The sequence below is a fragment of the Stutzerimonas stutzeri genome, from assembly GCF_000590475.1.
GTDB classification, from domain to species: domain Bacteria; phylum Pseudomonadota; class Gammaproteobacteria; order Pseudomonadales; family Pseudomonadaceae; genus Stutzerimonas; species Stutzerimonas stutzeri_D.
In genome coordinates this window covers 1,951,276-1,975,093 of the sequence record NZ_CP007441.1, presented here as the reverse complement: position 1 = coordinate 1,975,093, position 23,818 = coordinate 1,951,276, and the positions used below count along the sequence as shown (strand labels likewise).

22 protein-coding genes and 1 tRNA gene are annotated in these 23,818 nt (G+C 61.3%); 4 read left to right on the top strand and 19 right to left on the bottom strand.

The genetic code is table 11. The annotated features are described in order from the left end of the window. Nucleotides 1-130 precede the first annotated feature (130 nt). Nucleotides 131-1,093: a hypothetical protein gene (locus CH92_RS09235; protein ID WP_025241493.1), complete on the bottom strand. Its 963-nt coding sequence runs from the start codon at nt 1,091-1,093 to the stop codon at nt 131-133. A gap of 303 nt (nt 1,094-1,396) precedes the next feature. Here CH92_RS09235 and CH92_RS09230 point away from each other — a divergent pair, with 303 nt between their 5' ends. Next, on the top strand, nt 1,397-2,467 hold the full coding sequence (locus CH92_RS09230; protein ID WP_038623369.1) for a DUF1615 family protein: 1,071 nt from the start codon (nt 1,397-1,399) through the stop codon (nt 2,465-2,467). 193 nt (nt 2,468-2,660) lie between these two features. On the opposite strand, the gene grxB is transcribed toward CH92_RS09230, so the two are convergent. Beyond that, entirely contained in the window at nt 2,661-3,305 is a 645-nt protein-coding gene (grxB, locus tag CH92_RS09225; RefSeq protein ID WP_025241491.1) for a glutaredoxin 2, read from the bottom strand. A 262-nt stretch (nt 3,306-3,567) separates the two neighbouring features. Here grxB and CH92_RS09220 point away from each other — a divergent pair, with 262 nt between their 5' ends. Continuing rightward, nucleotides 3,568-5,043, top strand: a complete 1,476-nt coding sequence (locus CH92_RS09220; protein WP_025241490.1) for an FAD-dependent oxidoreductase — start codon at nt 3,568-3,570, stop codon at nt 5,041-5,043. A 252-nt stretch (nt 5,044-5,295) separates the two neighbouring features. Next, nucleotides 5,296-6,309: an SDR family oxidoreductase gene (locus CH92_RS09215; RefSeq protein WP_025241489.1), complete on the top strand. Its 1,014-nt coding sequence runs from the start codon at nt 5,296-5,298 to the stop codon at nt 6,307-6,309. A 290-nt stretch (nt 6,310-6,599) separates the two neighbouring features. On the opposite strand, the gene CH92_RS09210 is transcribed toward CH92_RS09215, so the two are convergent. The 14 genes from CH92_RS09210 to CH92_RS09145 form a co-directional block, all read right to left on the bottom strand. Beyond that, a complete protein-coding gene (locus CH92_RS09210) occupies nt 6,600-7,199 on the bottom strand; it encodes an exopolysaccharide biosynthesis protein (protein WP_025241488.1) in 600 nt (199 codons plus the stop codon). A 342-nt stretch (nt 7,200-7,541) separates the two neighbouring features. After that, entirely contained in the window at nt 7,542-7,808 is a 267-nt protein-coding gene (locus CH92_RS09205) for a hypothetical protein (RefSeq protein WP_025241487.1), read from the bottom strand. After that, a complete protein-coding gene (locus CH92_RS09200) occupies nt 7,805-8,452 on the bottom strand; it encodes a cytochrome c oxidase subunit 3 (protein ID WP_025241486.1) in 648 nt (215 codons plus the stop codon). Before CH92_RS09200 ends, CH92_RS09205 begins: the two co-directional genes overlap by 4 nt. Further along, a complete protein-coding gene (locus CH92_RS09195; protein ID WP_025241485.1) occupies nt 8,439-10,064 on the bottom strand; it encodes a cytochrome c oxidase subunit I in 1,626 nt (541 codons plus the stop codon). Before CH92_RS09195 ends, CH92_RS09200 begins: the two co-directional genes overlap by 14 nt. 48 nt (nt 10,065-10,112) lie before the next feature. Further along, complete coding sequence (gene coxB, locus CH92_RS09190) at nt 10,113-11,081, bottom strand: cytochrome c oxidase subunit II (RefSeq protein WP_025241484.1); 969 nt, start codon at nt 11,079-11,081, stop codon at nt 10,113-10,115. Continuing rightward, complete coding sequence (locus CH92_RS09185; RefSeq protein ID WP_025241483.1) at nt 11,078-11,980, bottom strand: SCO family protein; 903 nt, start codon at nt 11,978-11,980, stop codon at nt 11,078-11,080. The genes coxB and CH92_RS09185 overlap by 4 nt, the downstream gene beginning before the upstream one ends. Nucleotides 11,981-11,991: 11 nt before the next feature. Further along, the gene (locus tag CH92_RS09180; RefSeq protein ID WP_025241482.1) at nt 11,992-12,429 is read right to left on the bottom strand and encodes a hypothetical protein; all 438 of its coding nucleotides are present in this window, start codon (nt 12,427-12,429) and stop codon (nt 11,992-11,994) included. Further along, entirely contained in the window at nt 12,426-13,439 is a 1,014-nt protein-coding gene (locus CH92_RS09175) for a hypothetical protein (protein ID WP_025241481.1), read from the bottom strand. The genes CH92_RS09180 and CH92_RS09175 overlap by 4 nt, the downstream gene beginning before the upstream one ends. After that, nucleotides 13,436-13,966, bottom strand: a complete 531-nt coding sequence (locus tag CH92_RS09170; RefSeq protein WP_025241480.1) for a c-type cytochrome — start codon at nt 13,964-13,966, stop codon at nt 13,436-13,438. Before CH92_RS09170 ends, CH92_RS09175 begins: the two co-directional genes overlap by 4 nt. Next, nucleotides 13,963-14,490, bottom strand: a complete 528-nt coding sequence (locus tag CH92_RS09165) for a DUF3341 domain-containing protein (RefSeq protein WP_025241479.1) — start codon at nt 14,488-14,490, stop codon at nt 13,963-13,965. Before CH92_RS09165 ends, CH92_RS09170 begins: the two co-directional genes overlap by 4 nt. Then, entirely contained in the window at nt 14,483-15,838 is a 1,356-nt protein-coding gene (gene nrfD, locus CH92_RS09160; RefSeq protein ID WP_025241478.1) for an NrfD/PsrC family molybdoenzyme membrane anchor subunit, read from the bottom strand. The genes CH92_RS09165 and nrfD overlap by 8 nt, the downstream gene beginning before the upstream one ends. Then, nucleotides 15,831-18,788 carry a TAT-variant-translocated molybdopterin oxidoreductase gene (locus CH92_RS09155; RefSeq protein WP_025241477.1) on the bottom strand — a complete coding sequence of 986 codons (2,958 nt, stop codon included), beginning with the start codon at nt 18,786-18,788 and terminating at the stop codon, nt 15,831-15,833. The genes nrfD and CH92_RS09155 overlap by 8 nt, the downstream gene beginning before the upstream one ends. Before the next feature lie 3 nt (nt 18,789-18,791). Further along, nucleotides 18,792-19,448, bottom strand: a complete 657-nt coding sequence (locus CH92_RS09150; protein WP_025241476.1) for a cytochrome c3 family protein — start codon at nt 19,446-19,448, stop codon at nt 18,792-18,794. 378 nt (nt 19,449-19,826) lie between these two features. Continuing rightward, complete coding sequence (locus tag CH92_RS09145) at nt 19,827-20,138, bottom strand: general stress protein (protein ID WP_025241475.1); 312 nt, start codon at nt 20,136-20,138, stop codon at nt 19,827-19,829. Between the two features lie 448 nt (nt 20,139-20,586). On the opposite strand from CH92_RS09145, the gene CH92_RS22020 reads away from it, so the two are divergent. Continuing rightward, complete coding sequence (locus CH92_RS22020) at nt 20,587-20,757, top strand: hypothetical protein (RefSeq protein WP_158491119.1); 171 nt, start codon at nt 20,587-20,589, stop codon at nt 20,755-20,757. 285 nt (nt 20,758-21,042) lie between these two features. On the opposite strand, the gene CH92_RS09140 is transcribed toward CH92_RS22020, so the two are convergent. From CH92_RS09140 to CH92_RS09130, 3 genes are all read right to left on the bottom strand, one after another. Next, on the bottom strand, nt 21,043-22,230 hold the full coding sequence (locus CH92_RS09140) for an MFS transporter (protein WP_025241474.1): 1,188 nt from the start codon (nt 22,228-22,230) through the stop codon (nt 21,043-21,045). A 186-nt stretch (nt 22,231-22,416) separates the two neighbouring features. Then, nucleotides 22,417-23,316 carry a drug/metabolite exporter YedA gene (gene yedA, locus CH92_RS09135; RefSeq protein WP_025241473.1) on the bottom strand — a complete coding sequence of 300 codons (900 nt, stop codon included), beginning with the start codon at nt 23,314-23,316 and terminating at the stop codon, nt 22,417-22,419. A gap of 400 nt (nt 23,317-23,716) precedes the next feature. After that, nucleotides 23,717-23,806 (bottom strand) — tRNA-Ser (locus tag CH92_RS09130). Nucleotides 23,807-23,818: the final 12 nt, after the last annotated feature.

The window sequence follows — 23,818 nt, the reverse complement described above, 5'->3', positions numbered from 1 at the left end:
CATTCCTCGCAGTACAAGGGCGCCGTCAAATTGGCTGGTCGCACAGTCAGCTAGTGCGCGCCCATGTTCCGCTTGGAGGCGCAAGCTTCGACAGTCCAAGCGGAACCTCGCAAGCGTCCAGTTCGCCGAATCAAAGGATTTCCAGCCCCTCGCACTTGTAATCGCCGATAAAAATATCTTCCAGCAGGACCTCACCGTCTAGGTTGAAGCAGAACAGGTAGCTTTCGGTACGACCGTCGATCTCGACACTCTTCAGTCCGATGCATTCGTCAGCGTGGCCCGGCAGGATCTTGAACGAAGAAATGCCGCGATTAGGGATGCGCTTGCCCACTTCCAGCACACGGATTTGGCTGAAGTCTTCGTTGGCAATGATCAACTGGTTGGCGCCGCGCTCGCGCTCGTCGATCGCCTGGTCGAAGGGCGTACTCGAGATCTTGCGAGGAAAGAACAACCACTCGCGACGGTACGGATGCCATTCCGCCGCTTCATGGATCACGTAGCCGTCCGGGCCAACGCCGAGTGCGTCACGGATGCGCTGGTAGCGATCGGCCCAGTTAACGCTGCGCACGCCATAGTTGCGACCGAGCATCTTCACCCATTCTTCAGCCGGTGACTTGCCGTGACTGCCTACGACGAGCTGATCGTTCCACAGCGTCGCCCACTCGCTCTTGAAGCCCTTGAATGCTTCATCGCCACTGCCGGTCATGAGTATGTTTCGCGGCACCAATTGATTCTGGTCGCGAATTTCGCAGACCAGCCCGGTACGGTCATCGAACGTCACCAGGCGCTTGCCGAACATCACCAGTTCGGAAAACTCGGCACCTCTCCCGCCTTCGGCAATCAGGCTGAGCAGCTGAAATTCGCCGCCCTCCGCCTCGGGTATATCCTCGAACCGGTATCGCGGCCGGCCGGTTTGCGGGTCCGTCTGCCGATGCAAACGATCGTGCCGCAAGGTCGATTGCCAAGCGATCCGGCCATCATCCTGCTCTATCTGGGAGGCATGATCCTCATCGGTAATGATCGCGAGCCGGTATTCGGATGTGGTGCTGTCGTAGCGCTCGAGGCGCCTGATGTCGAAATGCTGTTCACTCATAGAGGGGTGCTCGATTGAGACGTGGCGCCGACTCGCATAGCGCAGAAGAGGGCTCGTCTGGGTTCGGACAACACACCCCGTGCGAGTTTCAACAGTGGCCCAGCTTTTGATTGCCGTCAGGCTTTCGCGCAGACTGCGCAGCAGCTTCGTCTGTTTGATGGTCGAAGCCCAACAGTACACGACGATCGGGACGGCATGATTTTTCATATTTTTCAGCGGCACTCCATGACCTGCAACACCTCGCCGGCAGCATCATCGCAGTGGGCCAGCCCCTTGCCGCGTACTCGCTGCGCAGCTGCCAGTATCGCCAGCGCCCTGCTGCTCAGCCTGGCCGGCTGCGGTATTCAGCAGACAGAAACGCCAGCGCCACGGCCGGAGGCAGTACGGGCGAAAATCGTCCGGCTGATCCCCAGCAACATCCCGGATCGCCAAGGCTGGGCAACGGATATCTACACCGCCTTCGATGCGCTGGATATCCCACCAAGCAGCGAAAACATCTGCTCGGTGCTGGCCGTCACCGTGCAGGAATCGACCTTCCAGGCAACACCTGCCGTGCCAGGCTTGGCGAAGATCGCGCGCGAAGAGATCTATCGCCGCGCGTCCCGGCTGCATGTGCCGCGCTTTGTGGTCAACGCGGCACTGGACGTCCGCTCGCCTGACGGCAAGACCTATAGCGAGCGCCTGAATGCGGTGCGCACCGAAGAACAGCTGAGTGCCATCTTCGATGACTTTCTCAGCATCATGCCGCTTGGCAAGCAGCTATTCGGCACGCTCAACCCGGTCAAGACAGGTGGCCCGATGCAGGTCAGCATCGCCTTTGCCGAAGACCGCCGGTGGGACTATCCCTACGACCGCAAGGGTTCGATCCGCGACGAAGTCTTCACCCGGCGTGGCGGCATGTATTTCGGCATCGCTCACCTGCTCGACTACCCGGCCAGCTACACCCAGCCGCTGTACCGCTTCGCTGACTTCAATGCCGGTTGGTATGCCAGCCGTAACGCTGCCTTTCAGGCCGCGGTAAGCCGCGCCAGCGGCATCAAGCTAGCCCTAGACGGTGATCTGATCATTCATGGCAGCAGTAAGGCGGGCCAGACCGAGCGCGCGGTGCGTTCGCTGGCGAGCAAGCTGGACATGAGCGAGACGGCTATTCGCAACGCGCTGGAGCGCGGCGACACCGACGGCTTCGAGAAAACCAGCCTGTATGAACGGGTGTTCGCGCTGGCCGAAAAACGTGCAGGCAAGCCACTGCCACGCGCGGTGCTGCCCGGAATTCGCCTCGAAAGCCCGAAGATCACTCGCAATCTGACCACCGCCTGGTTCGCCAACCGGGTGAATGACCGACACCTGGCGTGCATGAAACGCGCCGGCCATTAGCGAAAACACGGCCGACCCAGGCATCGCTGACCCTGGGGATACCCAGCCGAGCGGCCCTTTTCGACTCGTCCGGCCAGCACGGCTGCGGAGCTTGGCATGCGCATCGCTATTTCACGCTGTCGAACGGGGGATGGCGAAACTGGGGCTCGGCATCGCTGGTGTCGCACTGCTCATTTCATTCACAGGGAACAGGTCAGAGTGCCCGGTCAAAAAACGTGTCCAGCCCGCACCGCTGCGCCTGGGTCACGGTGTAGGCGCGTACCTCTTCGGGCCAGTCAATCGCCTTCACCACGCTCAGGCTGCGAAGCATGGGAAACAGCGTGATGTCATCCCAGCGCGGCTGTTGATGAGTCGGCGTCAGATCGACAATGTCCGGCAGTCGCCTTAGCTGTGCATCCACTTCTCGCGCCTTGGCTTCGGTGTTGGCCAACGCCTCGTCGAAGTCGCCGACGGTTTCGGTTTTTTTGCTGCGGAAATGTTCATATGCCGAGGGGCTGGCGAACTCATCGAGGCCGATCTGCGTCCAGCGGGGATAGCCGAGGTATTGCAGATTCGGCACGAAAGGCTCCAGCCACTCGCCCAGCGCAGGCGTGTTCGGTTCACGGACGATCGGCTGGCCATCGAGAGCATCCAGATATTTGACGATGTCCATGCTGTCAGCCATGGGCGTGCCGTCGTCACGCACCAGCACCGGTATCTGATGCTTACCGATCAGTTGAGTAATGGTCTGTTCGTCATCGGCTGGCAGCACCACACGCTCGGCTTCGAGTCCTTTCAGGTTCAAAACCATGCGCACTCGGGCACTGAAAGGACAATGGTCATAGTAGTAGAGCTTCATCGGTCACCTCCGCACTGGGTTGTAGAAAGATGACCGAAACAATCTTCCACGGTTTTGGTTTCTGAAAACGAACTGACGAGAGGGGGAATTGAGCCCTAGGCATCCAGCTGCCGATTTTCGATCAGTGCCGACCGGCGCCTTAACCGGCAGGCGACGTGTTCGCCGCGGCGAACGCCGGCTGATGCATCCTGCTCAGTGGTAGGAACCTGGCTGGATGGGGTCGTTCTACTGACAAACCCATCCAGCCAACAAGGACCTGCCCATGCCCGCTCTTTCTGCCACCTCCGACTGCTGCTGGACCGCCAGCGCGCCCCGCGGCGACTTTCCCAAGCTGACCGGGCACACCGAATGTGACGTCGTGGTGGTTGGCGCCGGCATCGTTGGCCTGAGCGCGGCCATGACTCTGTGCGAAGCCGGCAAATCCGTCGTGGTGCTCGAAGCGCGCGAGGTCGGCCTTCAGGTCACCGGGCGCTCCACCGCAAAGGTCACCACCCAGCATGCACTCATCTACCGGCACCTGATCGATACCTTTGGCCAGGAGCTGGCGCAGTGTTATGCCGACGCCAACCGCGAAGCCGTAAATCGCATTCGTCACTGGGTCGAGACCCTCCAGATCGACTGTGATTACCAGCACCAGTCCGCCTTTGCCTACGCCTGCTCTTCGGATTGGCGGACAGCCATCGAGCAGGAAGCCGAAGCCGCGCGTTGCCTGGGTTTTGCCGCCAGGCTTTTGGAGCGTGCTCCCCTGCCCTTCGATACTGCCTGCGCGCTGGAATTTCCGGATCAGGCGCAGTTCAACCCGACTCGCTATCTGTTGGGCCTGGCCGATGCGGTGCAGGCGCGCGGTGGGCGCATCCATCAGCAAACCCGCGCGCAGAGCTTTGAGCACAAAGGGCGTTGGCAGGTCGGTTTCGAGGGTGGAAGTATCGATGCCGAACAGGTGGTCCTCGCCACGCATATGCCGGTCGAGACGCCAATCGATCTGGTTAGCCCTACCCAGCCGCGCTGCCACGTGGCGATGGCCTTCCGCCCGCAGGGGGATGCGCATGTGGAGGGGATGTTCATTGGGATCGACGAGCCGACGCATTCGATCCGCATGGGTCGCGATGCCGAGGGTCCCTTGCTGATCGTCCTGGGTCCGCGCTTCAAGACCGGGCAGGACGGCGATGTCGCCCGGCGCTTCGTCGACCTGGAAAACTGGGCACGAAGCAATTTGCCGGTAAGCGAACCCGTCTGGCGATGGTGCAACGAAGACTACGACACCGCCGACCGCATGGCGTATGTCGGCGAGCCGGATAGCGAGAAAGCGCCCGGTTTGTTCGTTGCCACCGGCTTCAATGGGTGGGGTATCAGCAACGGCACTGCCGCCGGGCTGGGCATCGCTCGCCACATCGTCACCGGACGCCGTCCGTGGAAGCATCTGTACGATCCGACGCGCCCAATGCCGGACGACTTCAACCAGAGTACCGACAGCCAGTCGCAGGTCGACGATCTGGAAGCTATCGGTCGTGGCGAGGGCGGAGTCATCACCCGTGGCGATGAAAAGATTGCCGTGTGGCGAGACGATGCCGGTGCACTGCACGGCGTGTCCGCAGCCTGCACGCACATGGGCTGTACCGTGACCTGGAACAACGCCGACCGCACCTGGGACTGCCCTTGCCACGGTTCGATATTCGAGACCGACGGCAGCATCATCCACGGCCCGGCGGTTGAGCCACTGGCCGCCAAAACAGTCTGATATTGAGCAGGCGAGCGTGTCGGGCGCGACGTGTTTCCGAACGCTCGCCTCCTGGCGAGAGTTGAGGAATTGCCTGCACTAAAACCTGGCTTCAGTTAGGACCGCCCGGCCATCCGGACAAAGGAACAATGGTTTTGCTCGGCGCGTCTACCTTCATACCTTCCCGAGAGCCAAAGGCTTGGCTCGACACTTCCCCAGCCGTCATCGGGTAACGGAGTGCCGGATGCAGCACAGCTTCTGTCAGGAGCCTCCATGCACTCGGATGAACATGACCAGTCGCGCCGCAAACTCATTCAGGGCGCCGCCGCAACGCTCGCAGCCGGTATGGTGCTGCCGGCCTTTGCCCAGTCAAACCGTTCGGAAAACGCGCCACAGTCGACACCGGACCCTATGCGAGCCCCCAAAACCATCTATCCGCAACCGCCCTTCGACAAACAGTCGCAGCCCTGGCCCGGGCTCGCCCGCGATATGGAGCCGCAACCCGATCATGGCGAGACCAGCTATCAGGGCTCCAATCGCCTGGCCGGCCGCAAGGCGCTGATCACGGGCGGCGATTCAGGCATCGGGCGTGCCGCGGCGATCGCATTTGCGCGTGAAGGTGCCGATGTGGCCATCGGTTACCTTCCCGATGAAGAGCCGGATGCCCAGGCGGTGGTCGAGCTGATCCGCAAAGCCGGACGCAAAGCAGTTGCCCTGCCCGGTGACATCCGTGACGAGGCCTTTTGTCATGAGCTCGTGAAGCGGGCCGTCGAGGAACTGGGCGGGCTGGATATCTTGGTCAACAACGCCGGGCGGCAGAACAGCGAACAATCGATCCTGGATATCACCACGGAGCAGTTCGACTGGACACTCAAGACCAATCTCTACGCTCTGTTCTGGATCACCAAGGCCGCCGTGCCGCATATGCCGGCCGGCTCATCGATCATCAACACCTCGTCGGTGACCTCTTATGATCCACCGGTCAATCTGCTGGACTATTCGATGACCAAAGCCGGCATCGCCAACTTCAGTAAGGGGCTGGCGAAACAGCTGATCGGCAAAGGCATACGTGTCAATGCCGTGGCACCGGGCCCGTTCTGGACGCCGTTGCAGGTCAGCGGCGGCCAGACCATGGAAAAACTGAAAACCTTCGGCAGCGACACGCCTCTAGGCCGCCCCGGTCAACCGGCGGAAATCGCGCCTCTTTACGTGCTGTTGGCCTCGACTGAAGCGAGCTATGTCACCGGGCAGGTCTATGGTGCCTCAGGCGGCAATGGCAATCCTTGACTTCAAAACCATGCCCTGCCCGGCGTATACCGGGCGGGTTCGAGTGCTATTGGAGAGCGGGTTCGCCCAGTCGAACCATTTTCCGCCATATGCCGCCAACGTGCCGATAAGTCCGGCGGTATGGCGGGCAGTGGTTAAGCGACGGGATAGCTCAATTTGAGCCTTTCCTAGGCGATTTGAAACGTTAACGGTTCAGGCCGGTTACTCGGGGCGACCAGCAGCATGCGGCGCGCCAATCGCAGTGCTCATCGGACGCGCTATCGCTTGTTGCCAACAACACAACGGGCCGGTCAGCCGACGATACCCATACCCGCCAGTATGAAGGCACCGACCGCCACCACCAGACCCACGACGATCGCTGCCCCATCCCGCGTGGTAATACCGAGGCCGAACAGGCAGATCGCCGAAAACGGTGCGGTACTGGCGAACGGCAACAGCTCAAGGGGTGGTACCGAGGCTGTCAGCAACAGGCAGATGACCGCTATGACTTTGAGAAAGGCCTTTCGGGTCGCCCACGGCAAACGTTTGCGGCTGATCTTGTCCAACCAGCGCACCACTGGCCGTATCTTGTTCAAACCTTTTCCAAGTTTTTCACCGCTCACCGAGCGACGGGCCATGAATCCTGGAATCCAGAAATGATCACGCCCGAACAGCAACTGCACTGCGAACATGGCGATGATCAACGCCAACAGCGTCGGCAGACCGGGAATGCCCCCGACCGGGCTGATTTCGAGGATCGCCGGAACGAACAAAAACAGGCCGAAGCTTCGCTGACCGATCGTTTCTTGAATATCGCCTACCGACACCTTTGCCTGACCATCGCCGAGGTCGACTAATTCGTCGATCACGTCTTCCAGGCAATCGGGCTGCTGCGCGTTGGTATCGGCCATCTGGATCCTCCTCGTTGCGGTGGGTTGAGCGCGTTGCTTCCGCCAGACCGGCCCATTTCGTGGAGTGACGTGTGGAAACCGGAGGTCCAAAGCGTACCGGTACTGGCTTCGCCCCGGCCGGTGCCGATCCATGCGGTACTTTCACCCTATCGTCATGAAGCTCATGATTTGGGACCGTGCCCGTCGGGAATGATTCTCGAATGACAGGCCATGCATATGTCGTTTCGCCGTACTTAACCACGGCAGAAGCAGCGGGTCGCGATATGTAGGGTTCGCTCGCCGACCGCATGCCTCCGGCGGGCCCGGAGTGGATGGCAGATGGCCCGCACTACTGCTCTGCGCCTAAAAGCCTGCCTCACGGGTTAGCAGGTCGACCAGCGTCAAGGTGAACATCAGTAGCAACCAGAACCCGGCTCCCAGCGCGAAGAAGCGCACCAGCGCCGAGTGCTGGCCTAGCTGCATGAAGCCGAACAACACCAGCGCCGCCTGCCCCGCAGCTCCGAGCAGTGCCCAATCGGACCAGGCCGGCAGCCATAGGGCGAGGAGCACATTGGCGGTCAGCAGCAGGATCAGGCCGAGGTAGATCAGCAACAGATTACGCAGACTCATGCCGGCCTCCCGAGCAGGTATAACGCGGGATACAGCAGAATCCAGATGACGTCGACCAGATGCCAATAGAGGCCGACCATCTCCAGGGTGATGGCCCGCTCAGGCAGCTTCATGTGACCGAAATGGATGCGCACCGCCATGCCCAGCACCAACACCACGGCGATCGTTACGTGAACCGCATGCAGCGCCGTGGAAAACAGGTAGATCACCATGTACAGCCGCGACCCCGGATTTTTCAGCGGCGACTCGTTGGGCGATCCCGGCAGCAACCCTTCACGGTATTCCCAGGCGTACTCGAATCCCTTCAGGCCGAGAAATCCCAGCCCTAGTAATGCCGCCAATAACAGCCAGAGCTGCACATGCCGGTGATACTCCTGGCGCGAGGCCTTGACCACCAGGCTCATGCACAGGCTGCCTGTGAGCAACAACGCGCTATTGAAACCCGCCAACACGAAATGCAGGTGATGCACCGCCTCGGCGACAGGCTGCGGGTAGTGCAGCCGGTAATAGCCGATCACCAGGAACAACGTGCCGAACATCATGATTTCGGTGGCCAGGAACAACCACATGCCCAGATAGGTCGCCTCACGTTGCTGCGAGGCGGTCTGGAAGTGCTCGGCGAGGTATTGCTTACGACCGTCCATGCGTCGCCTCGGGCGGATACTCGTAAGCTTCGAAATCGACAATCGGGGTTTCGATGAAATTGTGCTTGGGCGGTGGCGACGAGGTTCGCCACTCAAGCCCGGCCGCTTCCCACGGATCATCATCGGCAATCGGCCCGTAGCGCAGCGACCAGAGCAGGTAGAAGAACGGCAGGATGTAGGCGACCGCCAGAATGGCCGCGCCCGCCGAGGATAAGACATGCAGGAACTGAAATTCCTCGCCATAGCTGTGATAGCGCCGCGGCATGCCCAGATAACCCAGCAGGAATTGCGGGAAGAATGTCAGATTGAAGCCGAGGAAGATCATCACCGCCGCGATCTTGCCCCACAGCTGCGAGTACATCCGCCCCGTCATCTTCGGCCACCAGAAATGCAGCGCACCGAAGAACCCGGCGACCGCGGCACCGACCATGATGTAGTGGAAATGCGCGACCACGAAGTAGGTGTCGTGCACGTGCACGTCCGCCGCCAGCAAGGCGAGGAACAGGCCGGTCACGCCACCAACGACGAACAGACCAATGAAGGTCACCGCATACAGGAAAGGCGCATTGATGGTCAGGTTGCTTTTGTAAAGCGTCGCGGTCCAGTTGTAGACCTTGATCGCCGAAGGAATCGCGACCAGAAAGCTGAGCAGCGAAAACACCATGCTCGCGTACATCGACTGGCCCGCGACGAACATGTGATGCCCCCAGACCATGAAGCCGATCACCGCGATCGCCAGGCTCGAATAGGCGACGAAGTTGTAGCCGAAGATGCGCTTGTGCGCGGCGGCGGTGACCAGCTCACTCATCACACCCATGGCCGGAAGGATCATGATGTAAACGGCCGGGTGGCTGTAGAACCAGAACAGGTGCTGGAACAGCAACGGATCGCCGCCTAGCGCCGGGTCGAACACGCCGATATGAAACAGATGCTCGGCGGCGACCAGGATCAGTGTGATCGCCAGTACCGGCGTGGCCAGCACGAGAATGACCGAGGTCGCGTACAGCGACCAGCAGAACAACGGCATGCGAAACCAGGTCATCCCCGGTGCGCGCAGGGTGTGAATGGTGACGATGATGTTCAACCCGGTCAGGATCGAAGAAAACCCGGTGATGAACACACCGAGGATCACCGCCACGACATGGCCGTTGCTGAACATGGTCGAGAGCGGCGTGTAGAAGGTCCAGCCGGTGTCTACACCGCCGGCCAGCAACGCGAAGATGGTGAAGGCGCCGCCGCCGACCAGCAGGTACCAGCTGAACAGGTTCAGCTTGGGAAAAGCCATGTCCTTCGCCCCGATCATGATCGGAATGAGAAAATTGCCGAACACCGCCGGGATCGAGGGAATCAGAAAAAACCAGACCATCACCACACCGTGCAAGGTGAAGGCGCGGTTGTAGCCATCAGCGGTCAGCAGGTCGCCTTCCGGCGTGATCAGCTCGATGCGGATCGCACTGGCCGCCAGCCCGCCGAGGAAGAAGAACGCGGTGACGGCAATCAGATACATGATCCCGATGCGCTTGTGGTCGGTGGTCATGAACCAGGTGCGCAAGCCGTGCTCGTCGGCCAGGTAGCTGGGGCGCTGGTTCGCGGCGGGGTTCTTCTGGCTCAACGGGTGTAACTCCTGTGGCGATGCAAGCCGGTTTCAGGGTTGGTCGATTCAAGGCTGAGCAGCGTCATCCTGCCCTCCTTCGCCAATCTGCCCTAACGACTTGATGTAGGCGGTCAGCCGCAGCACCGCTTCTTCGTCCAGCACGTTGTCGAAGCTGGGCATGATGGGGTCGAAGCCGGCCACTACCTGTTTGTTCGGCAGCAGAATGCTGTCGCGGATATAGCCATCATCGGCCAGCACCGACTCGCCGTTCTGCAAGGCCACGCGGCGACCGTAAAGGCCGGCCAGGTTGGGCGCGTGGGCAACGTTGGCGGCGCCGTGGCAACCGCTGCAGCCGAACTGGCGAAACAGCGCCCCGCCCTGGTCGGCCAGGCTTTCCGAGGTGCCGGCCTGCTCCAGCCAGGCTGCATATTCCTGCTCCGGCTGGATCACCAGATCCGCCAGCATTTGCGAATGGTCGGTGCCGCAATACTCGGCGCAGTAAGCCTGGAAGTGCCCGGTTTTGGTGGCCTTGAACCAGAGCTGGGTGTAGCGCCCGGGCAGCAGGTCCTGCTTTATACGCAAGGCCGGGAAGTACAGGCTGTGGATGACATCCTGCGAAATCATGTTGAGCTTGATCGGCTGGTCGACCGGCACATGCAGCGTATTGATCTCCCGCTGGCCGCCTGGATGCTGGAATTTCCACATCCATTGTTTGCCGACCACCTGGATTTCCATGGCATCCGGCGGTGGCGTGCGCACTTCGTAGTAGAGCTTGGCTGACACCACATAGATGACCATGGCGCCAACGAAGGGCAAGGCAATCCAGGTCATTTCGACCTTCATGCTCCCGCGTGGACGATGGTCACGCGGCACCTTGGTGCCCTTGCGATAACGGAACGAAAACAGCAACAGCAGGACGAACACCGGCACCACGAAAAACATCATCATTCCGGTGAAGGCGAAGACCAGCCAGTCGACATTTCCCGCATGCTCCGAAGCGGCTTGCGGCCAGAAACGAATGAACGCCTCGTTCATGCGCTGCCCTTCCGCTTGCGCCGTTCACGCCAGAGCGTGACGCCAATGAAACCGCCCAGAATCAGGGTGGTGCCGATGCCACCGACCTGCAGCGCGCCGATGACCAGGTTGTCGTAGCCCCCGGTGCGCGGGTTGTAGTGGTAACAGAGCAGCAACAGCTGGTCGCCCAGCGAACCTGTCTTTCCCTCCCCGGCATCAGTCAGCGCCAGGCGCATGTCATCGGGTTGATAGCCGAGGCCGTACAACCAGCGCACCAGCTTTCCGTCCGGGCTGAGCGTGGCGATTGCCGAGGCATGGGCGAACTCGCCGATCTCCGGATCCCAGCTGTAGGTGAAACCGACCGCCTCGGCCAAAGCGGTGCCAGCTGCAGGATGTGACGGGTTTGGCTCCGGACGAGTCGCCGGAGCAACCTCGCTCAGGAAGTGCACATGCGGCGAATCCACCAGTTGCGGCCAGCGCTTGCGTAGCTTGGCGCGCTCGGCCTCGGCGTCCTGCGGGGTTTCGCGTGGGTCGATGCTGAAGGCGATTACCTCATAGTCCTTGCCGAGTTCGAAGGACAACGCCGACAGCAGATTGAACAGGCTCGAAAGCTGCGCGCCACAGACGTTCGGGCAGCGGTAGTAGACCGGCGCGAGTATCACCGGGCGTCCCTCGAACAGCTCGCCCAGGGTGACGTGGTCGCCGTCCACATCGGTAAAGCGCAGCTCCAACGGCACCTGCGCCCCGGGCTTTTGTTCGACACCGGCTGCAGTGAAAGGATCGAACGGCGCATCGGCCATGGCCGGCGCCACTGAAAGCAAGACCGACCATGCCAGCAGCAGCGCGGTGATGCGCTGTACCCGTCGAAACGATGCCGAATACCGAAAGGTCTCGGTTGGCGGTACTGCACTTGACTGCATAACGGAGTTCTTCACGGCTTTGCCCTCTCCCTGGCCTGTTGCTCGCGAGGCGGCGTGGTTTCGCCTGGCTCAGGCTCTGCGCGCGAAGGCCAGCCGCGCTGGGCCAGTAGCGATATGCCGCGGTCCACCGGGATACGCGCCAGCCCGGCGTCGCGGTCGATCCAGCCGTAGTGCTCGATCAGATCGCGCCCCATCGCAATGACTTCATTGCCGCCCGCCCGCGGGTCGCTTTCCAGCCTCGGCTCGGGCGGTTTCTCCGTCCGCCGCTCCAACGCGGACACCGGCTTGTCCGGTTGCAGGTCGTACCACCAGAGCAAGCCAGCCACGCCTAACCCGGCCACCAGCAAGGTGGCGAAAATGCCGAAGCCGATGATCAGCAATACCTTGACGTTGGCGTCGTGGTGCTCGAAGCCGTCTTCTTTGGAAACCGGATCCACCGGGACACTCATAACGTTCTCCCAGGCATCGTTTTCCTGGACAGCAAGGCCAACGCCAGCAGCCCGACGCCGAACAGCCAGGCGCAGCTTAGCGATAGCAACAGCAGCATCGGATGCATCTCGCTCAAGCCGGGCAAGCTCAACCAGACGCCTTCAACCAGCCCCAGCACCAGCGTTGCGGCCGCTAGAACGGTCAATGCACCACGCGTCTGCGAAAACGGCCAAAGCAACGCCAGAAAGACCAGCGACTGGCCAGCACCCAGCGCCCAGGTCAGCCACAGCCAGCCGCTTTCGGCGCGGTGCTGATACCAGCGAATCTCTTCGGGTAAGTTGCCGTACCAGATCACCAGGTATTGCATGAAGTGCAGGTACAGCCAAGCCAACGCCGCGGCGGCCAGCATGCCACGCAACACACCGGGCCGATCGGTTCCGCGGCCTAACGCGAACAGGCAGCAGAAGGCGACGCCCGTAAGCATCAGCCGGCCGAACCAGACCATGCCAAACAGGCTGGACTTGAACTGGGGGTCGAGCGACATTGCCCAGTCCATCGCCGCCAGGGACGTCGTAAGCACCAGCACGATCAGGCCCAGACCGGCCGCCGCCGGCCGCCTGATGCTCAGGGGCAAAACCCACCTCGCCAGCACCCACCACGTCGCCAGATACAGCACAGCGCGAACCACAAAGCTCGGCCAGGCAAGCCAGAAGCCGCGGAAACCGCCTTCATCATGACCGACCCATTCGTAGAGGGTGCCGACACCCATCAGCACCGGTAGCGCGATCAGCGCCAGCACCGGCAAGGCGCGCGCGCTGAACAGCGCCCACGGCCACAACTGGTCCCGCGCATTACCGCTGACCAACGCCACGCTCAAGCCGAGACACAAACCGCCCAGGGGCATACCGGCCAACCCCAGCAGACTCGCCAGGCTCGCCGCTACCGCCTCACGGCTGGCCAACAGCAGACACGCCAACAGCCCAAGCGCGCCCAGTCCAGCACCAACCCATGCCCACCTGCGCGCAGTCATGGCAGGCTCTCCAGCGTCTTGCGGTCGATTTCAGGCAGAGCGGCTACCTCGGCACGACGGCTGAACTGCAAGGCTCGGATGTAACTGACGATGGCCCAGCGATCAGCCGGCAGCACGCGTGCGGCATAGCTGTACATCTGGCCGTAGCCGTGGGCGATGACGTTCATGAAATGCCGGTCCGGCGCTTCGATCAGCCGTGGCAGCGCGAGATCAGGTGGCTGCGGAAAGCCGCGATTGACTACCGTGCCATTGCCGTCCCCGGCAACTCCGTGGCAAGGCGAGCAGTAGATCTCGAAGCGCTCCCGACCGCGCTGCATAAGCCCCACCGTCAGCGCTGGGCGCTCGGCCAACACGGTGTCCCAAGCGAGGTCTCCACGGGCAACGGTACCTGGCGGAGGCGGCTGGTTGACCTTGCCGTCCGGGAAGAACGTGCTGGCTTCCTGCGCATCGGCGCGCGGTTGCCGGGCCATGTCATCACACCCCACAAGGCCCAGCAGCAGCGCGCAGAGCAACGACCAGCGAATCATGCCGGCACCTCCGTCACCGATACCGCGCGCTCGGCCAGCCAGAGCGCTGTTCCCGTCTGGTCGTACAGCGGATCGTCAGCACGGATACAGAGCAGAAAGCGGTCATCGGTGGCGCGATCGAACGCGCTCGCCTCGTGCAGCGGGTGCCAGAGCAAGGGCAATCGGCATAACCAGAGCAGGCCGAACACGGCAAAGAGCGTTGCGAAGCTGATCATCAGCAGAAAGGTGACGATGCTGAAGCTTTGCAGCGCGATCAGTGGCCGCCCGCCAATTTCCAGCGGGTAGCTCAGGTTGGCGTAGATCTGCATGCCCAGCCCGATGGCGATGCCGACCAGCGCGCCCACCACGCCAAACCAGTAAGGGCGATTGCTGCTGTGCTCGAGCACCTCTTCGATCCCTTCGACGGGGAACGGGCTATAGGCCTCGATCCGCCGGTAGCCCGCCGCACGGGCAGCGCGAGCGGCTTCGAGCATCGCTTCAGGATGGGCGAAATCCGCCAGCATGCCGTAGTGGCGCTTACTCACTGGCGCCTCCACGGTAGCGATGCAGCACTTCCTTGAGCTCGAAGGTCGAGATCATCGGCAGGAAGCGCATGAATAGCGAGAACGGCACCATGAACAGCCCGAATGTGCCAACGAACAACGCCCAGTCCCAGAACGACGGGCTGTACGCCTGCCAGCTGGACACCAGGTAATCACGGGTCGGTGGCTGGATGATCAGCATGTAACGTTCGCACCACATGCCCACCAGTACACCCAGGGCAATGATCAGCATGGCCCTGCCGTTGCGCCGCACCGCCGGCCACCAGAGCGCTTGCGTGACCACCAGATTGAAAAAGATTGCCGTCCAGAAACTCCAGGCCGTCGGCCCGGCGATGCGGTTCATGGTTACCAGGATTTCGTGTTCCCTACCTGAATAGAAGGCAATGAAGGGTTCGGCGAAATAGCCGTAGCTGGTCATCCAACTGGTCGCCAGCAACAGCAGCCCGAGCTTGTCCAGGTGGCTATTGGTGATCAGCTCGTGCCAACCAAAGAACCGCCGCAGTCCGAGCGCGATGACGATCACCATGGCAAAACCGGAGAACACCGCACCCGCAACGAAATACGGCGGAAAGACGGTCGAGTGCCAGCCGGTTTCCGGCGCCAGATCGAGCAGGAAGGAGTAGCCGCTGGATACCGCGAACACCAGCGGCACCGCCAGCAACGCAATGAAACGGTAGGTGCGGCGCCAGTGGCTCCAGTGCGAAGCGGCACCGCGCCAGCCAAGCGCCAACAGCCCATAGAAAAGCTGATAGTGCCGCTTGGTGGCGCGATCACGCGCCGAGGCGAAATCGGGAATCGAGCCAACATAGAGGAACAGCAGCGAAACGCCGAGGTAACCCAGCACGGCGAAGAAATCCCACGCGGTCGGACTCTTGAACTGCGGCCAGAGCTCCATGGTGTTGGGGTATGGCGCGGTCCAATAAAACAGCCAGGGGCGGCCGAGATGAAGAATGGGATAGATCCCCGCGCAGACCACCGCCATCAGTGTCATCAATTCGGCGAGACGGTTGAGGGAATTGCGCCACGGTCGATTGAGCAGCAACAGTAGAGCCGAGATGAAGGTGCCGGCGTGGCCAATGCCGAGCCACCACATGTAGTTGAGAATGGCGAATCCCCAGTTCACCGGGATGTTGTTGCCCCATACACCGACGCCGTTCCACAACACCACCGCAGCTGCGACCACAAACACGCCCAGCAGCAGGCAGCTGATCGTGAACAGCATCCACCAGGCCCGCCGGTAGCGATTGAAGTCGGTCGGCAGATCGAGCACTCGCTCCGACACCGCACCAAGCGGCATTTGCTGCGGCAGGAAGTGAGGCGCCTCAGACATCACCTTCTCCCTTGGCCGAGCGTAACTCCAGGGGCTGGGCATCACCCGGTAACGCTGCCGGCTCCTCGACCAGACCTAGATAGGTCGTCTTGGGCCGGGTGTTGAGTTCCTCGAGCAGCGCGTAGTGACGCTTGGTATGACGCTCGCGATTGACCTCTGCACCCGGGTCCTGAAGGTTGCCGAAGACGATCGCCTGAGTCGGACAAGTCTGCTGGCAGGCTGTTTTTACCTCGCCATCACGGATCTCGCGATTTTCGATGCGAGCACTGATACGCGCTTCGCTGATGCGCTGGACGCAGTAGGTACATTTCTCCATCACGCCGCGCGAGCGCACCGTGACATTGGGGTTGCGCTGATGCTGAATCGAGGGCGGATCATCCTTCGTAAGCTCGAACCAGTTGAAACGACGCACCTTGTACGGGCAATACGACGAGCAGGTACGCGTGCCGATGCAGCGGTTGTAGATCTGCTCATTCAACCCATCCGGGCCGTGCACCGTTGCACTGACCGGGCAACCCACTTCGCAGGGCGCCTGATCGCAATGCATGCAGGGCACTGGCTGGAATGCCGATGTCGGCTCACGCGGGTCGCCACCGTAATAGTGATCAACACGCAACCAGTGCATGTTGCGCCCCATCTCGACCTGTTCCTTGCCCACCACCGGTATGTTGTTCTCGGCCTGGCAGGCCACCACGCAGGCGTTGCAGCCGATGCACTGGTCCAGATCGATGACCATGCCCCAGGCGGTGTCGCGCTGCTTCGGTGGCGGATAGAACGTGATCTGCTCCGGCTTGGGTGTGACTTCATCGAAGGCCACATCTCGCGGATGGCTGCGGATTAGGTCCCTGCCCTGCATGAGGTGATGCGGCTGGGTCGATGCAAGCTTGGTGTGGCGTTCCAGCTGGGTCAGCTGCGCGCTGTCACGCATCCAGGGTTGTTCCACTGTACGCAGGGGCGATACATCGTAGCCAAGCCCGTCGCCGACCCGCCCGGCACGTTCACGCCCATAACCCGCAAACAGGCTCAGCGTGTCATCGGCCTGCCCCGGCATGACCCAGGCCGGCCCCTCGACCACGTTGCGGTCGACAGTAACTCGCAGGCGATCGCCGTTGGCGATTCCCTCTCGCTCGGCCAACGCCGGCGACAGGCCGATGACGTTTTCCCAGGTAAGTTTGCTGATCGGCTTGGGCAACTCCTGAAGCCAGCCCAGGTTGGCGAAACGCCCATCCCAAACGCACGGATCGGGCCGGAATAGAACACTCAGACCGACCGCCTCGGCGGCATCTGAAGCGTCCCAACGCGGCGCCCTCACGCTGACATCCATTGGCGGCAAGGCACTGTCGCGTATAAATCCCAGTTCCAGCGCCTTGCGCCAGGCGTCGTTGTCCAGCATCTGCCAGGTCTGCCGTACCAGCGCCAGTGCGTCTGGCGACAGGTCGCCCATCATTAGCGCCAACACCTCAGCCTCTGTGCGGCTGCTGTAGAACGGGCGCACCAAGGGTTGCATCAGGCAGACGCTGCCGTCGGCCGCTCGGCAGTCGCCCCAGCCATCCAGCGCGTGGGTCAGTGGCAGATGCCAGTGACTGTAGGCGGCGGTTTCGTCGTAATAGAGGCCGGCATGTATACGCAGCGGAACCCGGTTCAGAGCGTCGGTAAAAGCGAGGTCGCCCGGTGCGGTGTACGCCGGGTTGCAATCGAGCATCAGCAGGGTTTCGACTTCTCCTCCCTGCATCGCAGCCACCAGCTCCGCCAGGCCGGAAAGACGCTGCCCGCCGGCGTCGAGCCAGGTCACCGGTTCAGAGTAATGAAGCGTCTTGCCAAGATTGCCGAGCTGTTGATTGACCCAATGCACCGCGGCCTGCACGTCCTGCGGCGCAAATTCGCCCGCCGTGACCAGGCAACGCCCACGGCGCGCCTGCAATTGCCCGGCGAGCGCCTCGACCCAGCGTTGCGCATCGGCTGGCAGGCTCGGCGCATCGCCACCACCAACTGCCGCTACCAGTGCCTGTACATAGGCTCGCAGCTGAGACGGCGCGATCCGCCGCCGATTGGCCGCCTTGGCGCCAGTCACGGTGGACAACGACTCCACTACCACCAACCGTGCCTCACCCTCCCCCCGCGCCGCACGCCGTTTCCGTTCGCCCCAGGCGACGGCCTGCGGCAACTCGCGGGGTCCCGGTCCGAGCCAGTCATGTTCGAAACTTACCACCCACTCGGCACGGTCAAAGCGGTAGTGGGTTTCCGCCGGACGGCCAAGTGCCTGCTCGGTGGCGGTATAGGCGCCGCCTTCCCAAGGTTCGAAGCGGTAAAACCGGGCCCGCGGCCAACGCTCGATCATCTCGGCTAGCTGGCGCCGCAAGGTCGGCGAGCTACTGGCACCCATCAGCACATGCAGGCCCTCGCCCTGCGCTGCATCGGCACGCGCCGCCTGCTCAACCGCCGTGCGCTGGAACGCGCTCCACGTGCTGCTGTGCCCTTCGTGTTTCGGCGCTTGCGAGCGGTCGGGATCGTACAACTGAAGGATCGCCGCCTGAGTAAATGCAGTTGCAGCGCCACGACTGGCCGGATGCTCAGGGTTGCCTTCCAGCTTGGTCGGCCGACCGACATGGGTAAGCCCAAGTACGGGTTGGGCATACCCCGCAAACGGAACTGCACTGGCATACCAACGCGCCTCACCGGGGATCACCTTCTCCGGCTGCATTACGTAAGGCACGCCCTTTTCCGGCTCCTGCCCACAGCCCGCCAGCCCCGCCAAAGCCATGGAAGCGCCCATCAGCTGAAGAAAGCGGCGACGGTCCATCTCCGGCGCGATGCTCGGAAACTCTGCCTCGACGAATGCTGCGAACGCCGGTTCGTCGGCCAGCTCTTCGAGGCTGCGCCAGTAACGCGGCCCGTGCTGACCTTCGAGACGTTGGCGGATAGCGGCGTAGTCGAGCGGCGTGCGATCCATGGGCTACCTGTGACAGATATAACAGTGGGTCAGGTTTTCGGTGTCGATGTGATACTCCTCGATCAATTTATCGCCTACGGCGCGACGGTCGTGCTTGGTCGTCCACCCCATGGTGGTCACCGCTTCGCGCGGTCGTAATCGGGGCGCGGGGTCCTGATGGCAGTCCAGGCACCAGCTCATGGTGAAAGTTTCTGCTCGATACATAAGCGGCATGGTGTCGACCTGGCCATGGCAGGTTTCGCAACCGACCCCGGCGTTGACGTGAACGTTGTGCTGGAAGTAGACGTAGTCGGGCAGCTCGGCGACTCGATTCCAGCGCAAGGGCTTCTGCTGCACCAAGCTCTGGCGCACCGGTGCCAGCATCTCGGCCCCCGTCCATACCTGAGAATGACAGCTCATGCAGGTATCAGTCGGTGGCAGCCCTGCCACTGCACTAGCTTCAACGCTGTCATGGCAATACCGGCAATCGATCTTCAGCGCGCCAGCATGATGTTCGTGGCTGAAAGGTACCGGTTGGCGCACCACCCAGCCCTTGCCGCTGTTGTAGTCCGAGCGGTCAAGCACAACGAGCGCCACGAATAGCCCAGCCAGCCCGCCGAACAGGATGAGCAAGGCCAGACGCAGCCACATGTCAGCCGAACGGGGAAAAATCTGAGCCATGTCCTACTTCTGTTTTTGTATCCATCTATTTCGGCCCCAGCGGGCCCGATGAGTTCAGCGCTCAAAAAGCGGCTCACGAAGCCAGCCGAAACCAGGCCAGATTGCCGGTAAGCCTGACCGCCGTCACAACCCACCCGTGCAGCACAATTGCTGCGCACTGTTTAGAGCGTGGAGAGTAAATTCGCTCACGCGCTATTTTGAAGTTATTTATAAATTCCTATGAAAACAGACTCAGCGATTAGCGTGATAAATCAAGTTAATTGCAGTGCTTACCCAATTGATAATTCGTTAACATTAAAAAGCAAACATAAAAAAAGCGGAACCTGATATACAGGTTCCGCTTATACCCGCCTACGTTATTAGCAAAGCAATAACGTCTTAGGACTTACGGCCACCGCCGTGGCTGTTCTCGCCGCCCTTCTTACCGGCTTCGGAAGCCTTCTCGCGGTCATTGGCAAAATTGCCACCGCTGTTTTGGCCACCTTTCTGACCGGCCTCGGAAGCCTTTTCGCGATCGTTTGCGAAGTTGCCGCCACTGTTCTGACCGCCCTTCTGGCCGGCTTCAGAAGCACGCTGCGGATCGTTGGCAAAATTGCCGCCGCTATTGTGGCCGCCCTTTTGCCCAGCTTCGGAAGCCTTCTCGCGATCATTTGCAAAGTTGCCCGGATTTCCGCTCTTATCATTCGACATGAGATTTCTCCAGTTATATGGATGGTACTAATGAACAATGGCGACTGCATTACAACCGCCTCACTATCTCCGAAAACAACAAACGGGTGAGAGTTCGAAAACGATTCGAGCTTGACGATGAACGGTTAACCGAAACATTAAGCGAATCCGTGGCTCCTTTATATATATACCCGTTATTCAAATGATTGCACTTCAATAGCAACGAGACGGTAATTTCAGGCCTGGCGACGCTTGCATCCCTATGACGATTCGCCTGGTTTGATTAATCAAGCGCAGGCGGCAGCCTCCCCTCAGGCTGACCGTTCATCCGCCAGGCGGAATCTGAACCCCTGTCAACAAGCTGTAACTCATTCCGGGCAATCTCAGCCCATGGAAAGCCGCGACGGCTGGCGCAAGGACGCGACTTCTTCAAGACCACCAACCACTCGATCGAGCTATTGGAGGCCACATGAGCAGCAAAACCCTGGAAGACTTGGTGAAACAATCGGACCTCAGCGCTAAGCAGCCGCTGGAACTCTGGAAGCAACTCCAGCGTGGCAAGGGCAGCTATCGGCCGAGCGCCGCAGCGCTGGCGCGACGTGCATCTTTAGACCTTGGCATGTGTGCGGCGGGAAGGTAACCAGCACGGCATTCGCTGCGTTACAAAAGCGCTCTGCAAACTATGTAGTAGCGGATGCAGGGCTCTGCGATGCCCTCAGCCTGCCCAGTAGTTGCTTTTGCATTTAACGTCAGCATCCCTTTCCGATTCGCGATGGTGGGCTCGCTTGCGGCAGGTGGCGCTCAACTTGATGCCGCCGGGTCAAATAGCGTGCACCGCACGGATCAGCCTCCGGTCCCCGCCAGCCGTGGGCAAGGCGTTAGTAGCGATCCTCTGCGTCTGACGAAGTTGCCGGCATTGCGCCGGTCATCCTTCGGCCTTGCGCTCCTGCTTGAGCAATCCCCAGACAATCGCAAGACCAGCCACGGCGATGGCCGCCGCGCCGAGGAAAATATTCTGCATTCCGATATAGACGGCCAGTGCGCCCATGATGGCACCCGAAAGACCCAGGGCCAGATCGAAGAACATAGCGAAAACGCTGAGTCCCGAGCTGCGGTTGACGGCCCCGACGCGAGAAACCACACCCACGCCCAACGCCGGGTAGAGCAAGGACAGGCCGCATCCGGTCAGCGCCGAACCGGCCAGGGCCATGCCCGGCGCCTCGGCAAGCCAGAGCATCGTCAGCCCGAGTATCTCCACCACCAGGCAGACCATCGCAACCGAATAGCCGCCGACACGGTTGATCAGGTTGGGGAACAGCAAGCGGGTTCCGATAAAGGCAAAGGCAAACGCCGTCAGGCACCAGGCGGCGCCTTCCCAGCCGCGCGAGCTGTAGTACAGGGCAATGAAGGCGGTCAATGTACCGTAGCCGATGGTGGCCAATGACAGGCTGAGACCAGGCGGAGCGACTTTCCACAGTACCTTGCCGAACGGTAAGCGCTCGCCAGGGTTGAGCGGAGCATCACCCCGTCGCCAGGCCAGCGCCAATCCAGTTGCCGCCAGCAGCATGGTCACCACGCCCAGGCTCCACAACCCCAGCGATTGTTCCAGAAACACGCCCAGCGGCGCGCCGATACCCACCCCACCATAAGCGGCGACGCCGTTCCAGGAAATCATCCGCGCAGTGCTTTCCGGTCCCAGGCGGCTGATCCCCCAGGTGATCGCAGAGATACCGATAAGGCTCTGTGCGAAGCCAAGAATCAACCGGCTCATCAACATTACGCTGATGCCCGCCATCGGCCAGGATTCCAACAGCGCCGAGATCAGCAGCAACAGACCGCTGGCCAGGCCGGACGCCATGCCGATCAAGACGGTCTTCTTCGCACCGCGTTCATCGGCCAGCCGCCCGGCGAGCGGTCGGCAAAGCAAGGTGGTCAGGTATTGCGCACCGATAACGATGCCCGCAACGGCGGTGCTGAACCCGAGGTTTTCGTGGACGTATCCCGGCAGTGATGCCAGTGGAATGCCGATGGAGATAAACGATATAAAGTTGAAGACCACCAGCGACAGGATGAACAAGGTGTCGTTTGCAGCAGGTGTTTTCGCAGCGGGCATCGGTTCGCCTGTCGATGTGATGAAACGCGAATTGAATGATCGCGGGCCGCTCGGCGGCACCTTGAGAGCGCCAAGAACAAGCGTCTGCGCCGTTCAACGGGATTATGACCGCTGACCGAAGGGTTTTGATCTCGGCAAAGCGGAACTCATCATACAACCCTAGCGGACCGGAGCGGGTTTCGCGACTCAGACCGACTTGGTAACGGCGGGAACTGCGGATCTACGCCATTGGGGCAAACCGATCAGCACCACGGCAGATACGATGACTGTCATTGCGAGCCACTCCTCGGTACCGATCCGTTCCCCGGCGAACGTTACCCCCAGCAGCACGGCGACCACCGGATTGACATACGCGTAGCTGGTGGCCGCGGCGGGTCGCACATGCTTGAGCAGATAGAGATAGGCGCTGAACGCGACGATGGAGCCGAGCAGGGTCAGATAGGCAAGCGCGAGCCAGCCGGCGATGTCGGGCATTTGCTGCAGGCGCTCGCCGCTGGCAACGCTGCCAAACAACAGTACCGCGCCGCCAATGAGCATCTGTGCCGCGCTGGCCATAGCGCCGGCCGGCAGGCTGAGATGACGGCTCCACATCGAACCGAACGCCCAACTGGCTGCCGCGAGCAATACCAGCACCGCACCCAGCGGGCTCGCCTGCAGGTTGTGGCCGAGATTGAGCAGGCCGATACCGATCAGCCCAAGCAGGATGCCGCACCATTCCAGCGTTGTGGTCCGCTGCCGCCAGATCAGCCCGAACAGCAAAGCGAACAGCGGCACGGTCGCAATCGCCAATGCCGCTACCGCCGAGGCCACGCCGAGATGTTCTGCGATCGTCACGCCCCCGTTACCGCAACTCAGCAACAGCACACCCACGATCGCGCATGCCCGCCACTCCTTCGCTGTCGGCATCGGCACACCGCGCCAACGCAGCCAGGTGAACATCAGGCTTCCGGCGATGACAAACCGCAACCCGGCCAGCAGCATCGGTGGCCAAGCCTGCACACCCAGTTTGATCACGAAGTAGGTTGAGCCCCAGATCAAATAGAGCGCGAGGAAAGCGCCGACGAGCAGCAGAGGAAAGCGGCGCATGATTAAGCCCGAGCGGGATTGGGACCGAGCATTCTAAGTAGGCCACCCCGCTTGAGGATAAGCACAGTCAGCTATTTGTTTACCGGTGCAGTTCTTCGTGCTACCCGCTTTTCACCGGTCCAGCCCGAACCGGTCATCGAGGTCTCATTTCAAACGCCATGCTAGGTCTGGCGGGAACCAACTTTTGATGCTGAAAGCGGCTTTTCGGCGAATCTGAAACGAACTTACCAAAATTTCACGCTTTTTAGGGTCAAGCGAAATCGCGGCTTTAGCCTCTGGGGCGGGCTAGCCGTGCTGCCGCACTCGTTCTTTTGGGAGCAATATGGGAACGCTCACACCCGCGTTTCCCTATCCCAGAAACGCTGAAGGCCCCGGAATGCGGGGCCCTCAGCTTGCGATGTGGCGGAGGAGGTGAGATTCGAACTCACGGAAGAGTTTCCCCTTCGACGGTTTTCAAGACCGTTGCATTCAACCGCTCTGCCACTCCTCCGCAGTGAGCGGG